The organism is Actinomyces bovis, assembly GCF_900444995.1.
Taxonomy (GTDB): Bacteria; Actinomycetota; Actinomycetes; order Actinomycetales; family Actinomycetaceae; genus Actinomyces; species Actinomyces bovis.
Genome location: NZ_UAPQ01000001.1, coordinates 293,543 through 309,134, shown reverse-complemented (window position 1 = coordinate 309,134; position 15,592 = coordinate 293,543). Strand labels below are relative to the sequence as shown.

Below are 15,592 nucleotides of genomic sequence, written 5' to 3'. Positions count from 1 at the left end.
CAAAGTCGCTCAGGAACGATCACGTGGGTGCTTTATCTCCCCAGTTTGAGCGCCAAGCGTGATGCCTGTCAAAGCAGATAGGAATCCCATGCAACTGAAAAACCCAGTGAGGTTGCTGACTGCCGCAGCCCTGGCGCTCACCGCTATCGTCCCCGCTGCGGGACTCAGCGTGGCCCAGGCCGAGACGGTCAGCCTGCCCGGCACCATTCCCAGCTTGTCCACCTGGAACGGGGACAACTCCGGAGTCTGGACCAAGACCGCCAATACTCTGCTGGTGGGTGCGGAGAACGTCGCCACCACGCGCGAACTCTTCTCCAAGGAGGTGGGGCTGACTGTCGCCCCCGCCAACCACACAGCCGACGCTGACGACATCGAGCTGCGCATCGATGCCTCCCGCACCGATCTGCAGACCGAGGGTTACGAACTCAAGATCACCGCTGACAAGGGCATCACCATTACCGGTGGCTCTTGGCAGGGCGTCTTCTACGGCACCCGCACCTTGGGGCAGATGCTGCGTCAGCAGGCTAGCCTGCCCACCGGCAGCGCTATCGACATCCCCAAGTACAAAGAACGCGGCATCACCGCTTGCGCCTGCCAGATCAATATCCAGCCTGACTGGATTGACCGGCTCCTCACCGATATGGCGGACCTGAAACTCAATCACCTCCTGTTGGAGATGAAGCTCAAGTCCGACAGATTCCCCAATGCCAACACCTGGTCCTACTACACGCGTGAGGATGTCTCTCGCCTGGTGGAAAAGGCCGCAAAGCTCGGCATTGAGGTTATTCCGGAGATCAACTCTCCGGGGCACATGGGTATCTGGCTGGAGAACTTCCCCCAGTACCAGCTTGTGGACATGTTCGGTGAACGCCACCCAGAGATGCTGGATATCTCCAACCCCGAGGCCGTGCAGTACTACCTGAGCCTAGTTGACGAGTACAAGGGCGTTTTCAAGACCCCGTACTGGCACGTGGGCGGCGACGAGTACATGATCAACACCAAGAAGGCCTACTACCCTCGTCTTGCCAAGTGGGCGCAGGAGACCTACGGTCCTGGAGCCACCATCGACGACGCTTTCATTGGCTTTATCAACAAGGTCAATGAGCATGTCAAGAAATCAGGTGGCCACCTGCGCATGTGGAACGACGGTGTGATTGACACCTCGGTGGTCACCCTTAACCAGGACATCATCGTTGAGTTCTGGTACTCGAAAGGTAAGACTGCTAAGCAGCTGGTTGATTCCGGCGCACAGGTTATGAACGCGAATGATGCCCTGTACTGGTCGCGTTCTAACCCCTCCTACAAGATGAATCCCGAGAAGCTCTGGAACCAGAACTGGTCAGTAGCTAATTTCCCGGGACGGTATGAGCCCCTGGACCCGAATAACCCGCTGATCCTGGGCGCCAAGGCCTCCATCTGGCCTGACAGCTCTATCTACCAGACGGAGAACGAGGTCGAGGAAGAGATCGTGGACGGCACCCGTTTCATCGCGCAGATGACCTGGACCGCCTCTCATGACAATATGTCCTGGACCGACTTCAAGGGCCGGATTGACAAGCTTGGCCGTAACCCCCTGTGGAACAACCTCGGTGACCGCACGCCGGTTGAGAATGGCACTTACACCATCAAGGTGGGGGAGAAGGAACTAGCTGGCACCGCGGACGGCGTCGTGGCGGACGGGGTTGCCTCCGACGCCTGGACCCTAACCGCCACGCCGGACCACTACTACCAGCTGCGTTCCGACGCCACCGGCAAATGCTTGGCCCTTAGCGAGGGCACCAAGCACCTTGATGTGGTCACGGAGGTAGGGGCCAAGCCCTCGCTGGATAAGTGTGCTGACTCGCAGCTCGCTTGGAATGCTCCGGGCGCTGATCACACCTCTAATGCCCGCAACACCCAGAAATGGCAGTTGATCGCCAAGAACGGCAGCTACGTTCTGCGCAATGCGCTGACCAACCAGGACCTGTCCCTGGCCACCGGCAGCGAGCAACACGTCGACCTGACCACGGTGGAGAACGGTCTGTCACACGGCGCCCCACTGACCGCGGGCACCGTGGTCCAGCTCCCGTCTGATATGTCGACCACCACTTTCACGCTGACACCCGGTGCTTCCAAGCCGGCCGTCTCCGTGACCACCACCGCGGGACCAGCCTTGCCAGGCCAGCCCGTGACGGCCACCATTACCGTTTCCAACCGGACCGCGGCCGCCGTTGAGGGGCTAGCCCTGCAGCTAGGCGAGCTGCCCGGATGGAAGGCCACGATTACTAAGGCGCTTGCCACCACCGTTCCGGTAGGCGAAAGCGTGGAAGCCACCGTGATGCTTGAGCCCGTCACCGCCGTTGGGACCGCCTCACTGCCGGTGACTGTCACCTGGACCGGTGGGCAGCAGCAGGTCACCATTGACACTGCCGCGACCTGCGGCGTGCTGGTTACCCCCACCCCGGTGGACACCGACTCCCAGGAGCTCAAGGGTGAAGGCCCGATCAACGGTCGCCTAGCTGCTGCTTTCGACGGCAATCCCGATACCTTCTGGCACACCCAGTGGGAGGGCTCTGAGCCCGGCTTCCCACACTGGGTCACCATGAAGCTGGATGCCAAGAAGCGCCTCTGCGGCCTGCAGTACACCCCCCGCACCGGCAACGGTTCTGGCGTGTCCAACGGCTGGCTGGCTGACTACAAGGTATACGTCTCTGACGATGGCAAGACCTGGGGTGAGCCGGTAGCTACCGGTCGGCTTAAGAGCCAGGCGGAGCCGCAGACCATCGCCTTCGACGCCCAGGGGCAGTACGTGAAGCTTGAGGGACTTTCCTCGGTTAACGATCGTCCCAATATGAGTGCTGCGGAGATTGGTCTGCGTGCCGGTGAAATCACGACGCCGGAGCCTTCGCCGACGCCGACTACTTCGCCGTCGGTGGAGCCCACCACGGCCCCGACGACGCAGCCGGAGCCGGAGGGCTCGAAGCCGGCTTATGTGTCTAAGGTGGAGAGTGGTGCTCTTGGCAGGGTGCTGAAGGGTGATTGGGATGGTGATGGCACGGTGACTTATGCGGTGCGTGTGGGTACGCGGGTGGTGTTCTATAACGAGAACCGTAGTGATGCTCCGGTTTATGCTTCGGTTTCTTTGGGGCGGGCCGCTGATGAGTTGTTGGTGGGTGATTGGGATGGTGATGGTAAGGACACTTTGGCTTTGCGTCGTGGTACCACGGTGTTGGCCCAGACTCGTTTGACTAGCAGTGCCACTACCAAGGTGATGGTTGAGGGGATCACTGCTGGCTCGAAGCTCGCTGTGCGTAAGGAGTCGGGTAAGGCGGATGTGATTGTGGTGGTCAAGTGAATTGACCACTTGAGCTGAGGGCCTTCTGGCTGCTTGGTATTGGTTGGGCCTGGTGACCTCCCCATACGGGGAGACACCAGGCCCAGCCCCCTTTATTTCTGGATAGGCTCTGAATCCGGGCGCGGCAAACCGCCATCTGGGCCCTACCCGCCCAGGCCGGTGCTAGATTCGCGGCGTGCGGATTCTCATCGTCTCGGACTGTTACGCGCCCCGCCTCGGAGGCATTGAGACCCAGGTGCGAGACCTCGCCCGCAAGCTACTCGCAATAGGGCATGAGCCCATCGTCGTGACCGCCACCCCAGAGGGAACTGGCCGCGGACACAGCATAGAAGACCCGGACGGCTTTAAAGTTCACCGCATAACCGCCCCCATTCCCGGTGAGCTGCCAGTCCACCCGCGTGCCGGACGCGAGCTCTTCCAACTCATGACCTCCCTGCGCCCCGACGTGGTGCATGTGCACGTCGGCATCATCTCGCCCTTCGCTTGGTCCGGACTGGAAGCTGCCATCCGTCGCGGCCTGCCTGTGGCCGCCACCTTCCACTGTGTGCTTGGCCCCTGGGCGGCGGCGGGGGCTCTGGCTGGCCCGCTGAGCCCCGTGGCCCACTGGCGCCGGGCCGGGGTGGACCTTACCGCCGTATCCACCATGCTGGCCCAGGAAGTCTCCCGGGCCGGGGGAGGGCAGGCAGTCACCGTCCTACCCAACGGCATCACCATCGAGGACTGGCGCCTGCGGCAAAGCCCTCGCCTAGTGGGACCGGGCCAACCCATCCGCGTGGTGGCTTCCCTGCGCTGGATCGCCCGCAAATGCCCCATGGAGGTGCTTGAGGCCTTTAGCCGCGCCATCGAGATCACCGGCTGTGAGACGGCCACTCTGGACGTCTACGGGGACGGTCCCCTGCGCGAAAAAATGCACGCCACCGTTGCTGCCTCACCCCTGGCAGAGCGCATCAACCTGGTAGGCCGCGTGGAACGCAGCCGCCTGGCACAAGACTTCCAAGCCGCCGATATCTACCTGCAGACTTCCCCCGCCGATTCCTTTGGCATTGCCGCTCTGGAAGGCCGCTGCGCGGGGCTAGCCGTAGTCGGCGTCGCCGCTTCTGGCCTTGCTGACTTCATCAGCGACGGACAAGACGGTTATTTGGCCGACGGCGTTGCCGGACTCGCCCAAGCGCTGGCCCGCCTGCTCACAGACCTGGATGACCTCAACCGCATCAAGGCGCATAACCTGGCAGTGGACCCACTGCCCGTGTGGTCAAGCGCCGTGCAACTCAATGTGCAGGCCTATGAACGGGCCCGCGCCACTGCGCGAGGCCGCTACGAGCGGCGGCGAGCCTGAGGCGGACCGGTGGCACTAAGGCTCTCGGGCCTCGCCTGGGCATAGGCCGCGCGCGGTCACTACAAGAAACCGCGCGCGGCTTAGCCTCAGTAGCCAGCTGTGCGGCGCTGCCTCATTCGGCGGCGAGCAGGATTTCCGAGAGTCGCTTGCCCGCGGCCACCAACACCGGACCGTGCACGCGCCCAGGTTGACGTCCCATGCGCTCAATCGGCCCGGAAATGGAGATCGCCGCAATCACCTTGCCGGAGGAACCCCGCACCGGTGCGGACACGGAGGCCACACCCGGCTCACGCTCTCCCACGGACTGGGCCCAGCCTCGGCGGCGTACAGCAGAGAGCATGGTGGCATTGAAGCGTGCCCGCTGCAGGCCTCGGTGCAGTCGGTCCGGATCTTCCCAGGCCAGTAACACTTGGGCGGCTGAGCCCGCCAGCATGGGCATGGTGGCACCTACTGGAATGGAGTCGCGCAAGCCAATCGGGCGCTCAGCATTAGCTACGCAGACCCGCACATCTCCTTGACGGCGGTAGAGCTGCGCAGACTCGTGGGTCTTGTCCCGCAGGGCGGTCAGCACCGGCCCGGCAGCGGCCAGTAGGTGGTCCTCACCGGCGGCGGAGGCCAATTCGGTAAGGCGTGGCCCCAGCATGAAGCGGCCCTGGGAATCGCGCGTCACCAGCCGGTGATACTCCAAGGCGACGGCGATGCGATGGGCGGTGGGGCGCGCCAGGTGGGTGGCTGAGACCAACTGGGCCAGCGTGGCTGGGCCTGACTCCAGGGCGCTCATGACCATGGCGGCTTTGTCGATTACGCCGACGCCGCTGCTGTCCCGCTCAAAAACATCGTCCATAATCTGATACTGCCATTCCGAGGTGTGAGACTTCAAGTACTGTGGCTCAGGCCGTCAGGGCAGTTGCCCTGAGCCCCAAGAGCCGCCAGCGCCGTCGTCCCCAAAGACGCCACCTGACTGCCGGAAGCGGGCACGGCAAGACCGAGAGTCAAGACGGAAGGGCAAGCAATGGGCTGCACGCTCGCGGAGAAGGTCTGGCGCGACCACATCGTGCGCAAGGGTACGGAGGGCGCCCCCGACCTGCTCTACATAGACCTGCACCTCCTCCACGAGGTCACCAGCCCCCAGGCCTTCGAGGGCCTGCGGCTGGCCGGACGGCAGGTGCGCCGCACCGACCTGACCATTGCTACCGAGGACCACAACACCCCCACCCTCGACATCGATCTGCCCATCGCGGACACCACCAGCCGCACTCAGATCGAGACCCTGCGGAGGAACTGCGCCGAGTTCGGGGTCCGCCTGCATTCCCTGGGTGACGCCGACCAGGGCATCGTCCACGCCGTCGGCCCTCAGCTGGGACTGACCCAGCCCGGCATGACCGTCGTCTGCGGCGACTCCCACACCTCCACCCATGGCGCCTTCGGGGCCCTTGCCTTCGGCATCGGCACCAGCCAGGTCGAACACGTGCTGGCCACCCAAACCCTGCCCATCGCCCCCTTTAAGACCATGAGCGTCCTAATCGACGGCGAGCTGCCCGCCGGCACTGGCGCCAAAGACATCATCCTGGCCATCATCGCCAAAATCGGCACCAACGGCGCCCAGGGGCACGTCATCGAATACCGCGGCCGCGCTATCGAACAGCTCTCGATGGAGGCCCGCATGACCATCTGCAATATGAGCATTGAGGCTGGGGCCCGCGCTGGCATGATCGCCCCCGACCAAACCACCTTCGACTACCTCAAAGGCCGCCCCCACGCCCCAGCGGGCCAGGATTGGGAGGAGGCCGTGGCCTGCTGGAGAGCCCTGCGTACCGACGCCGATGCCACCTTTGACACCGAGGTGGTCCTAGTCGCCTCCGAGATTCAGCCCTTCGTCACCTGGGGCACCAACCCCGGCCAGGGCCTGCCCCTGTCAGCCACCGTCCCGGACCCCGCCAAGATTGCCGACGAGTCCGAGCGGCGCGCCGCCGAGCGCGCCCTGGAGTACATGGACTTGGTTCCCGGCACGCCCCTGCGCGATATTCGGGTGGACACGGTATTCCTGGGATCATGCACCAATGGGCGCATTGAGGATCTGCGTGCCGCCGCCGCCGTCGTAAAGGGCCGCACTAAGGCCCCCGGTGTGCGCATGCTGGTGGTGCCCGCATCCGCCCGCATCCGCCTGCAAGCTGAGGCTGAGGGCCTGGACCAGGTATTCAAAGACTTCGGTGCCGAGTGGCGCAACGCCGGCTGCTCCATGTGCCTGGGGATGAACCCGGACCGGCTGACGCCCGGGGAACGCTCCGCCTCAACCTCGAACCGCAACTTCGAGGGCCGCCAAGGCAAGGGGGGACGCACCCATTTGGTCTCCCCAGAAGTCGCCGCTGCCACCGCGGTGCGTGGCACCCTGTCCGCCCCCGCTGACCTGGCCGACGCGCATGCCGCCTGAGCCGAACCTGGAGCAAAAGACATGGAAAAGTTCATTCGCCACACCGGCGTCGCCGCCCCGCTGCGCCGCAGCGCCGTAGACACCGACCAGATCATCCCCGCCGTATACCTAAAACGCATCACCCGCACCGGCTTCGAAGACGCCCTCTTCGCTGCCTGGCGGTCGAGCGAGGCGGACTTTGTGCTCAATCAAGAGGCCTATAAGAGTGCCAGCATCCTAGTGACCGGTCCCGACTTCGGCACCGGATCATCGCGCGAGCACGCCGTCTGGGCCCTCAAGGACTACGGCTTCAAAGTGGTGCTGGCCCCCAGATTCGCGGATATCTTCCGCGGCAACGCAGGCAAACAGGGCCTAGTTGCGGGCGTTATCAGCCAGGAGGATGCCGAGCAGCTGTGGAAGCTCCTGGAAGCTGAGCCAGGCACCGAGGTAACCGTCGACCTCGAACAGCGCACCGTGGCAGCCGCTGGTTTCCGCACCACCTTCGCCATTGATGACTACGTGCGTTGGTGCCTCATGGAGGGACTAGACGATATCTCCCTGACCCTGCAACACGAAGCAGAGATCGCTGCCTATGAAGCTGCCCGCCCAGGCTGGAAGCCCCGCACCCTGCCAGCCAAGCACCTGCCCGCAGCCGAAGTGCTATCCGCACGCGCCGCAGACTTCTAAGCAAAACCTGCTTGAGCGCGCCCGTCAGACCCAAGCACCATATGCTTTGACAACGCGCACCAGGCCTGGTGCGTGGCCGGAGGGGCGGTCCTTGCTAGGGTCCTTCTGGTGTCCCTAAGACGCCCGTTAGGACCAGTCCCACGGGCGATGTAGCACGGAGGTAGGCATGGCTGACGGCAACGACGGTCTGCTGCAGGTAGAGGGCGGACGCCCCCTGCGCGGAGAGATCACGGTTCGTGGTGCCAAAAACCTCGTGCCCAAAGCCATGGTTGCGGCCCTATCGGGAGAGACCCCCTCAGTGCTGCGCAACGTCCCCCTGATCCGTGACGTTGAAGTTGTCTCTGGGTTGCTGCGCCTGCACGGCGTCGCCATCGACTACGACCAAGCACAAGGCATCCTCCACCTGGACCCCTCCAAGGTCGAGAGCGCCCATATGGCCGATATCGACGCCCACGCCGGTTCCTCACGCATCCCAATTCTCTTCTGCGGCCCGCTCCTGCACCGCCTGGGAGAGGCTTTTATCCCCGACCTCGGTGGCTGCCGCATTGGCGACCGCCCCATCGATTTCCACCTGGATATCCTGCGCAGATTCGGTGCCACCGTGGAGAAGCTTGAAGGCGGCATCCGCATGAGTGCCCCAAATGGCCTGCGCGGCACCGCAATCGACCTGCCCTATCCGAGCGTCGGGGCCACTGAACAGACCCTGCTGACAGCCGTGCGCGCCGATGGCTTGACCGAACTGCGCGGCGCCGCCATTGAGCCCGAAATCATGGACCTGGTGGATATTTTGCAGAAGATGGGGGCGATCATCTCCGTTGACACGGACCGCACCATCCATATTGAGGGCGTGGGCTGCCTAGAGGGCTATAACCACTTGGCGCTGACTGACCGCATTGAGGCCGCCTCCTGGGCCTCCGCAGCGCTGGTCACCCGCGGTGACATCTTTGTGCGCGGCGCCCACCAGTCAGATATGACCACCTTCCTCAACACCTACCGCAAGGTGGGAGGCGCCTTCGACGTAACCGACCACGGCATCCGCTTCTACCATCCCGGCGGTGACCTCAAGAGCATCGTGGTGGAAACCAATGTCCACCCCGGCTTCATGACCGACTGGCAACAGCCCCTAGTTGTTGCCCTCACTCAGGCCAAAGGCCTGTCAATTGTGCACGAGACCGTCTACGAGAACCGCTTCGGCTTCACGCAGGCCCTGCGGCAGATGGGGGCCACCATCCAGGTGTACCGCGAGTGCCTAGGGGGAACCGCCTGCCGTTTCGGGCAGCGCAACTTCTACCACTCCGCCGTTATCTCCGGCCCCACCCCACTAAAGGGCGCAGATATTGTGGTGCCAGATCTACGCGGCGGCTTCTCCCACCTGATTGCGGCACTCGCCGCTGAAGGCACCAGCCGGGTCTCTGGCATCAACCTGATCGACCGCGGCTACGAGCACTTCATGGACAAGCTGATGGGTCTCGACGCCGCTGTAACCCGTCTGTCCTGAGCCGTTCCTGGGCCCTCCCGGAGAGAAACAGAGTCCTACCGTGACCCAGCGCCGCATGACCCCGTTCTACCGCTTCGCCTCACGGGGCGCGATCATTCCCTTCCTTAAACTCGTCTCGCGTCACCACGTGCGCGGCACCGAGAACATCCCCCAGGAAGGCGGCTTCATAGCCGTTTGCAACCACCTGTCAGACCTGGACTCCCTAACCGCCATGCGCTGCCTGGTGGACGCCGGAGTACCGGCCTACTCCCTGGCAAAGTCCACGATCTTTGAAGTACCAGTGCTGGGGCACGTCTTTAAAGCCGGCGGGCAGATTCCCGTCTACCGCGGCACAGATAAAGCCGGAAACTCCCTGATTGAGGCGGAGCGGCGGCTCCTAGCCGGGGACGTCATCATGATCTTCCCTGAAGGCACTCTCTCCCGCGACCCGCTCAAATGGCCCATGACCGGCAAAACCGGTGCCGCCCGCCTAGCCATGGCCACCGGTGTGCCCATCCTGCCCATGGGCCAGTGGGGGGCGCAGGACATCCTTGACTCCTTTGGTGGTGGCTTCCACCCCTTCCCGCGCAAAGACGTGCGGGTCATTATCGAGAAACCCTTCACCCTCGACGCGTACGGCTCAGACACCAGTGATCATGAGGCGGTGCGTGCAGCCACCGCGGAGATCATGCGCCGTATCACCAAAATCGTCGAGGAACTGCGCGGTGAAAAAGCTCCCCGCCCCTACGACATGCACTACGACGGCGACCCCGGCAAAGACCACCGCGGTGTGCGCAAGCCCGACCCGGTGCCTGAAGAACAGACAGGCCCCACAACCCCGGCAGACCCTTCTGCGAACACAGCTGTAGATCAGTCGCCTAGCTCCCCTGAGACTCCGGCGGGGGAGCAGGGGTGATGCCATTGCAGGCCGACGGCGTCGGTAGGAAGGGCAGTTTGGGTAGTCACGGTGCGGGCACAGCCACCCGCGCCGCCGTGATCGGCTCCGGCGCCTGGGGCACCACCTTTGCCTCGCTGCTAGGTGAAGGCGGCACCCGCACCACCATCTGGGCGCGCCGCCAAGAGCTGGCCGAGGAGATCAACCAAGGCACAAATGAACGCTATGTGCCGGGCCACCGCCTGCCAGCCTGCGTCAGGGCCACCACCGATATGCTCGCGGCCGTCAAAGGCGCCGACCTAGTGGTGGTTGCCGTACCCAGCCAGTCTGCCCGCCAGATCCTGGAACCCCTCCACGGGCAGCTGGAGCCTTCAGCTCTGGCCGTGTCTCTGATGAAGGGCATTGAGCTCGGCACCGGGGCACGCATGAGCCAGGTGTTACAGCAGGCCCTCGACCTGCCTCCACAGCGGGTCGTGGTCATTTCCGGGCCCAACCTGGCGGATGAGATCGCTGCCGGGCAGCCGACCGCCACCGTCGTCGCCGCTCAAGGACCCCGCGCCCCAGAGGTGGCAGCCGCAGTCGGCGCCCTCTGCGCCACGGCCACCTTCCGGCCCTACACCAACACGGATTTGCTCGGGGTAGAGCTATGTGGCGCCGTCAAAAACGTGATTGCCCTGGCCGTTGGCGTGGCCACCGGACGCGGGCTAGGGGACAACACCAAGGCCACCATCATCACCCGCGGACTAGTGGAGATCACCCGGCTGGGGCTGAAACTAGGTGCCCGCCCAGACACCTTCTCGGGGCTAGCTGGCATGGGTGACCTGGTGGCTACCTGCTCCTCACCCCTGTCCCGCAACCAGACCTTCGGGCGGCACCTGGGCGAGGGTATGAGCGTGGCCGAAGCCGCGCAAGCCTCACGCGGCGTGGCTGAAGGCGCCAAATCTGCGCGCGCGGTGCTGGAACTGGCCACGGCCCACGGCGTCGAGATGCCGATTACTGCTGCAGTGGCCGCGATTGTTGAGGAACGGCTCAGCGTCGCGGAAGCCACCGAAGCGCTGCTGTCACGCCCCCGCAAGGCGGAGGGCATCCACGCCTGAGGCAGTCCCCGCCCCGGCGTTTAGCCAGCAGCTTGGGGATGCGCCACATCCACCACCAGGCGCGTTGGAGAGCTCAGCGTGAAGACCCGATATTGGCGGCTGTATGCGCCAATCACCAGCTGAAACTGCCCCTCGAATACTGGGTCCAGATAAGTCGAGCCAATCGCTTTGCCGCCAAGGCTCAGCTCAGTGGGGCCCTGATAGGCCACCTGCTGCTCCGGCATGATCGGCATGGTTACCCCGGTGCCGCGTAGCAGCAGCCGGTTCGCACCCTCGACGTTAATAGGTTCGCCCTTGCCCTGGGTATGGGCTGCCTCCACCCACTCCACTGCCCAACCGGGTGTGCCAGTGCCGGAGAACTGCAGCACCACTCGATCAAAGCCCGGGTGCTGCCCCGCACGCCAAGCCGTGATTACCAGGTCAGAGTCCCCACCGTAGGCCTGAGTGCTGGAATCACTCAGCCAAGCCATGGCAGCCGCCGCTGCCTCCTCCTGGGGTGCCAAAGTCTGCGGGCCTGGGCTGGGGGTGGCTGAGGTATCTGCTGAGGCCGCTGGCTGCGGTGAGGCTGGGGCAGTTGCGGTGGCAGCACCCGTAGTTTCGGCAGGCGAAGCGCTGGGGGAAGTGCCCGCTGAGGGCTGCGTCCCACAGGCGACGAGCAGCCCGCAGAGGGCTAGCGGACCGACGGTTAGTACTTGGCGGCGGGAGATGGTTGTCATGTCGGCCTCCGGACACAGGTGCTTGTGATCCCAGGTTAAGGCCCAGCGCGGTAGCGTGGCCCCCATGGTTAGCACCAATGACGTCACGTCTTCCCCTGTTTCCCCTGCCCCTGCTGCCCAGACCAGTACCGGCGCCGAGAAGTCTCGCCCGCGTGTCGCCGTCGTCTTCGGAGGCCGCAGCGGCGAGCACACCATCTCCTGCGCCACCGCTGCCGGAGTGCTCCGCGCCATTGATCGCGAGCGCTACGACGTGCTACCCATCGGCATTACCCGCTCCGGCAAATGGGTGCGCGTAGCCGACGACCCCGTCGCCCTAGAACTGAACGACTCCCGCCCACCCGTGGAAATCACCACCGGGGGGCTTGGGCGCGGCGAATTGGCCGTAAAGCTTGGTGGCGGCCCCCTCACTGCCATCCTGCCCACCGGCCCCGAGACGCTCGGCACCGTAGATGTGGTGCTGCCCCTGCTGCACGGGCCCTACGGTGAGGACGGCACCATCCAAGGCCTGCTGGAAATGCTCGGCCTGCCCTACGTCGGCTGCGGCGTCCTAGCTAGCGCCGTCGGCATGGACAAACAGGTCACCAAAGTGCTCCTTGGGGCTGCTGGAATCGAGACCGCCCCGCACGTCGTCGTAGGGGCGCACCGTTGGCACCGTGAGCGTGACGCCGTGCTGGCCGAATGCGAACAGCTCTCCTTCCCGCTGTTCGTCAAGCCTGCCCGCGCTGGCTCCTCCCTGGGCATCACGCGCGTCGACGCCGGGGGAGATCTGCATGCTGCGATCGAGGCCGCCCGCCAGGTAGACCCCAAAGTGCTGGTGGAATCCGGCATCGTGGGCCGCGAGGTGGAGGTGGCCGTGCTGGCCGGGCGTGGCGACGACGCCCCCCGCGTAGCGGAGCCTGGAGAAATCGTCATGGACGCCGCCCACGGGGCCGGAGAGTTCTACGACTACGAGACCAAGTACCTGGCCCACGAGGCCGTGCAGATGGTCTGCCCCGCCCGCACCACCCCCCAGGAGCGTGAGCTGCTGATGAGCACCGCCGCCCGCGCCTTCGAGGCCCTGGGCGGGGAGGGGCTGATGCGTGTGGACTTCTTCTTGACCGCTGATGGATGCGCCCTGGTCAACGAGGTCAACACCATGCCTGGCTTCACGCCATTTTCCATGTACCCCTATATGTGGCAGGTATCCGGGCTGGGATATACAGAACTAGTTAGCGAGCTCATTGAACTGGCGCTGGCCCGCTCCACCGACGTCAACCGCTGAGGCCAGCGTGCCACCGCTCGACGACGCCTGCCTGGTGGGAGAGGTGGGTGAGGAGGCGCTGCTGGCCGCCTTCACCCCGCTGCTGCCTACCGGGGGGCACGCCCTGGTGGGCAACGGTGACGACTGCGCGGTGCTGGCCGCCCCCGACGGGCGCTACTGCGTGAGCACGGACCTGCTGGTGGAGGGCCACCACTTTGGCCGTGCCTGGTCCACCCCCGAGCAGGTCGGGGCCCGCGCCGCAGCCCAGAACCTGGCTGACGTGGCCGCCATGGGGGCGGTGCCCACCGCCCTGGTGGTGGGCCTGGTGCTGCCCCCCAGCACCACCGTGGGCTGGGTGCGGGGCCTGGCCCGGGGGCTGGGGGCGGCCTGCCGTGCCTGTGGCGCCGGGGTGGTGGGGGGCGACCTCAGCGCCGGGGAGCAGCTGGTGGTCAGCGTGACCGTGCACGGTGACCTGCAGGGTCGTGCCCCGCTGCTGCGTGACGGCGCCCGCCCCGGGGACCTGCTGGTCCACGCCGGGGACCTGGGGCGGTCCGCGGCCGGGCTAGCGCTGCTGCGTGCCGGGATCAGCGGCCCCGAGCAGCTGGGACCGCAGGCTAGCCCGCCGGTGCGGGAGGCGGTGGCGTGGGCGCTCGCGGGCTTCCGTAGCCCTGCCCCGCCGCTGGGCCTGGGGCCTGCCCTGGCGCGGGCGGGGGCGCGGGCCATGATGGACGTCTCCGACTCCCTGCTGCGTGACGCCGGCCGCCTGGCCCGGGCCAGCGGGGTGCGCCTGGACCTGGACGACCCCGGGGATGAGGGCAGCTGGCTGGCGGGCTGCCGCCGCCGTCTGGAGGTGCTGGTGCCGCTGCTGCAGGCCCCGGGACCAGGGGCGCTCACGGCGGCGGTGGCCCGTACCGCAGCCGCCTGGGTGCTTACGGGAGGGGAGGACCACGGTCTGCTGGCGGCCGTGCCCGCAGGCAGCCAGGAGGCTCTGCCCGCAGGCGTGCGGGTGCTGGGCCGGGTGCTGGAGCATGCGCCGGGTACGCCCTCGGTGACGGTCGGCGGCGAGCCCTGGCAGGGGGCGGTGGGCTGGGACCACTTCGAGGCCTGACCAGACAGGTGTGGCAGCGCCTGCCCTGAGCCTGCCGCGGCCAGGGCGCACTGGGGCAGCCGGGACCGGTCAGCAGGTCAGCCAGGACCGGTCAGTGGGGCGGCGGCGCCGTCGAGCTGCGCACAACCAGCTTGGTCGGGATCGTGACGCGCCGGGCCCCGTCCTTGGGCCCCTCCTCGATCTGCTCCATGATCAGCTCCACCATGGTCGCACCGGCGCGGTGGAAGTCGAGCTGGACCGTGGTCAGCGGGGGAGAGGTGTAGGCCCCCAGGGACAGCCCGTCAAAACCGACCACCGACACGTCCTGGGGGACCCGGCGGCCGCGCTGCTGCAGCGCGCAGACCAGCCCGAGGGCGACCTCGTCATTGGCGCAGAAGACGGCGGTCACCTGCGGGTCCTCAGCCAGCAGGCAGCCGGCGCGGTAGCCGTCCGTGGCCTCCCAGCCGCCGGGCAGCGGCGGGGGCACCGGCAGCCCGTGCTGCTCGAGCCTGCGGGCCCAGGCGGTCTGGCGCAGCCGGGCCGACTGGGAGTCCTCGGGGCCGCAGACGTGCTGCACCTGGCGGTGCCCCAGGCCGACCAGGTGGTCTATAGCGGCCTCCACGCCGCCTGCCTGGTCAGCGGAGGCGGAGGGGTAGTAGCCGACCAGGGCGGAGTCGGAGGAGGCCACGGGCAGTCCTGGCGGGAGCGCCAGGTGCTCCGCCGTCGCCCGGCCGGACTGCACGATCACCAGGCCCTCGACCGGCTGCCGCACGAGGTCGGTCACGGCTGCGTGCATGGCGTCGGCCTCCGGGTGGTTGACCTGGGTGACGGTGACGGCGATCCCCCGGGCCCTGGCGGCGTCCAGGACCCCGCTGAGGGTGTGCGCCTCCCCGGTGCGCTCCACCTGCTGGGTGAGGACGCCGATCACGTGGTAGGAGCCGCTGCGCAGGGCCCGGGCGGCGCGGTTGGGGACGTACCCGAGCTGGCGCATGGCCACCAGGACCTTGTCGCGCGTGCTGGGGCGGACCTTGTCCGAGCCGCGCGAGACCCGCGAGACGGTCTGTGCGGAGACGCCCGCGAGGCGAGCGACGTCGTCGATTGAGGGGGCGCGCCGGGTGACGGGGTCACCTGCCTGTGCAGGATCCATGGCCAGACCCTACCAACGGCGGACAGGGTGGCTGGGGACTGGGGTGTGCGCCACCCCTGCCGCAGCTCAGAATGATGACGTCAACATTCTCCAAGAGGAGAGTCTGAGGTTAGTTTTTCTATTGACACCTGGAAGTGACGGTGACCAAAATGGCGACGTCGCCATT

12 protein-coding genes are annotated in these 15,592 nt (G+C 66.0%); 9 read left to right on the top strand and 3 right to left on the bottom strand.

The genetic code is table 11. The annotated features are described in order from the left end of the window. Positions 1-88: 88 nt before the first annotated feature. Entirely contained in the window at positions 89-3,334 is a 3,246-nt protein-coding gene (locus DR039_RS01295; RefSeq protein ID WP_170166895.1) for a family 20 glycosylhydrolase, read from the top strand. Between the two features lie 175 nt (positions 3,335-3,509). Further along, positions 3,510-4,670: a glycosyltransferase family 4 protein gene (locus DR039_RS01290; protein ID WP_111835592.1), complete on the top strand. Its 1,161-nt coding sequence runs from the start codon at positions 3,510-3,512 to the stop codon at positions 4,668-4,670. Between the two features lie 112 nt (positions 4,671-4,782). On the opposite strand, the gene DR039_RS01285 is transcribed toward DR039_RS01290, so the two are convergent. Beyond that, positions 4,783-5,514 carry an IclR family transcriptional regulator gene (locus DR039_RS01285; RefSeq protein ID WP_111835591.1) on the bottom strand — a complete coding sequence of 244 codons (732 nt, stop codon included), beginning with the start codon at positions 5,512-5,514 and terminating at the stop codon, positions 4,783-4,785. Positions 5,515-5,682: 168 nt separating this feature from the next. On the opposite strand from DR039_RS01285, the gene leuC reads away from it, so the two are divergent. From leuC to DR039_RS01260, 5 genes are all read left to right on the top strand, one after another. Then, entirely contained in the window at positions 5,683-7,101 is a 1,419-nt protein-coding gene (gene leuC / locus DR039_RS01280) for a 3-isopropylmalate dehydratase large subunit (protein ID WP_111835590.1), read from the top strand. A 21-nt stretch (positions 7,102-7,122) separates the two neighbouring features. Beyond that, complete coding sequence (gene leuD / locus DR039_RS01275) at positions 7,123-7,767, top strand: 3-isopropylmalate dehydratase small subunit (protein WP_111835589.1); 645 nt, start codon at positions 7,123-7,125, stop codon at positions 7,765-7,767. Between the two features lie 166 nt (positions 7,768-7,933). Further along, positions 7,934-9,265: a UDP-N-acetylglucosamine 1-carboxyvinyltransferase gene (gene murA, locus DR039_RS01270; protein ID WP_111835588.1), complete on the top strand. Its 1,332-nt coding sequence runs from the start codon at positions 7,934-7,936 to the stop codon at positions 9,263-9,265. A 55-nt stretch (positions 9,266-9,320) separates the two neighbouring features. Next, a complete protein-coding gene (locus DR039_RS01265; RefSeq protein ID WP_111835990.1) occupies positions 9,321-10,160 on the top strand; it encodes a lysophospholipid acyltransferase family protein in 840 nt (279 codons plus the stop codon). Further along, a complete protein-coding gene (locus tag DR039_RS01260; RefSeq protein WP_111835587.1) occupies positions 10,160-11,236 on the top strand; it encodes an NAD(P)H-dependent glycerol-3-phosphate dehydrogenase in 1,077 nt (358 codons plus the stop codon). The genes DR039_RS01265 and DR039_RS01260 overlap by 1 nt, the downstream gene beginning before the upstream one ends. Positions 11,237-11,256: 20 nt before the next feature. Here DR039_RS01260 and DR039_RS01255 read toward each other — a convergent pair whose 3' ends face one another. Beyond that, positions 11,257-11,952 (bottom strand): AMIN-like domain-containing (lipo)protein, encoded by a 696-nt coding sequence (locus DR039_RS01255; protein ID WP_126622276.1) that lies wholly within the window; start codon positions 11,950-11,952, stop codon positions 11,257-11,259. A 64-nt stretch (positions 11,953-12,016) separates the two neighbouring features. Here DR039_RS01255 and DR039_RS01250 point away from each other — a divergent pair, with 64 nt between their 5' ends. Together DR039_RS01250 and DR039_RS01245 are read left to right on the top strand one after the other, a co-directional pair. Continuing rightward, complete coding sequence (locus DR039_RS01250) at positions 12,017-13,213, top strand: D-alanine--D-alanine ligase family protein (RefSeq protein WP_111835989.1); 1,197 nt, start codon at positions 12,017-12,019, stop codon at positions 13,211-13,213. 7 nt (positions 13,214-13,220) lie between these two features. Then, positions 13,221-14,300: a thiamine-phosphate kinase gene (locus tag DR039_RS01245; RefSeq protein WP_229116726.1), complete on the top strand. Its 1,080-nt coding sequence runs from the start codon at positions 13,221-13,223 to the stop codon at positions 14,298-14,300. Between the two features lie 91 nt (positions 14,301-14,391). On the opposite strand, the gene DR039_RS01240 is transcribed toward DR039_RS01245, so the two are convergent. Beyond that, on the bottom strand, positions 14,392-15,426 hold the full coding sequence (locus tag DR039_RS01240) for a LacI family DNA-binding transcriptional regulator (RefSeq protein WP_197719067.1): 1,035 nt from the start codon (positions 15,424-15,426) through the stop codon (positions 14,392-14,394). Positions 15,427-15,592 lie beyond the last annotated feature (166 nt).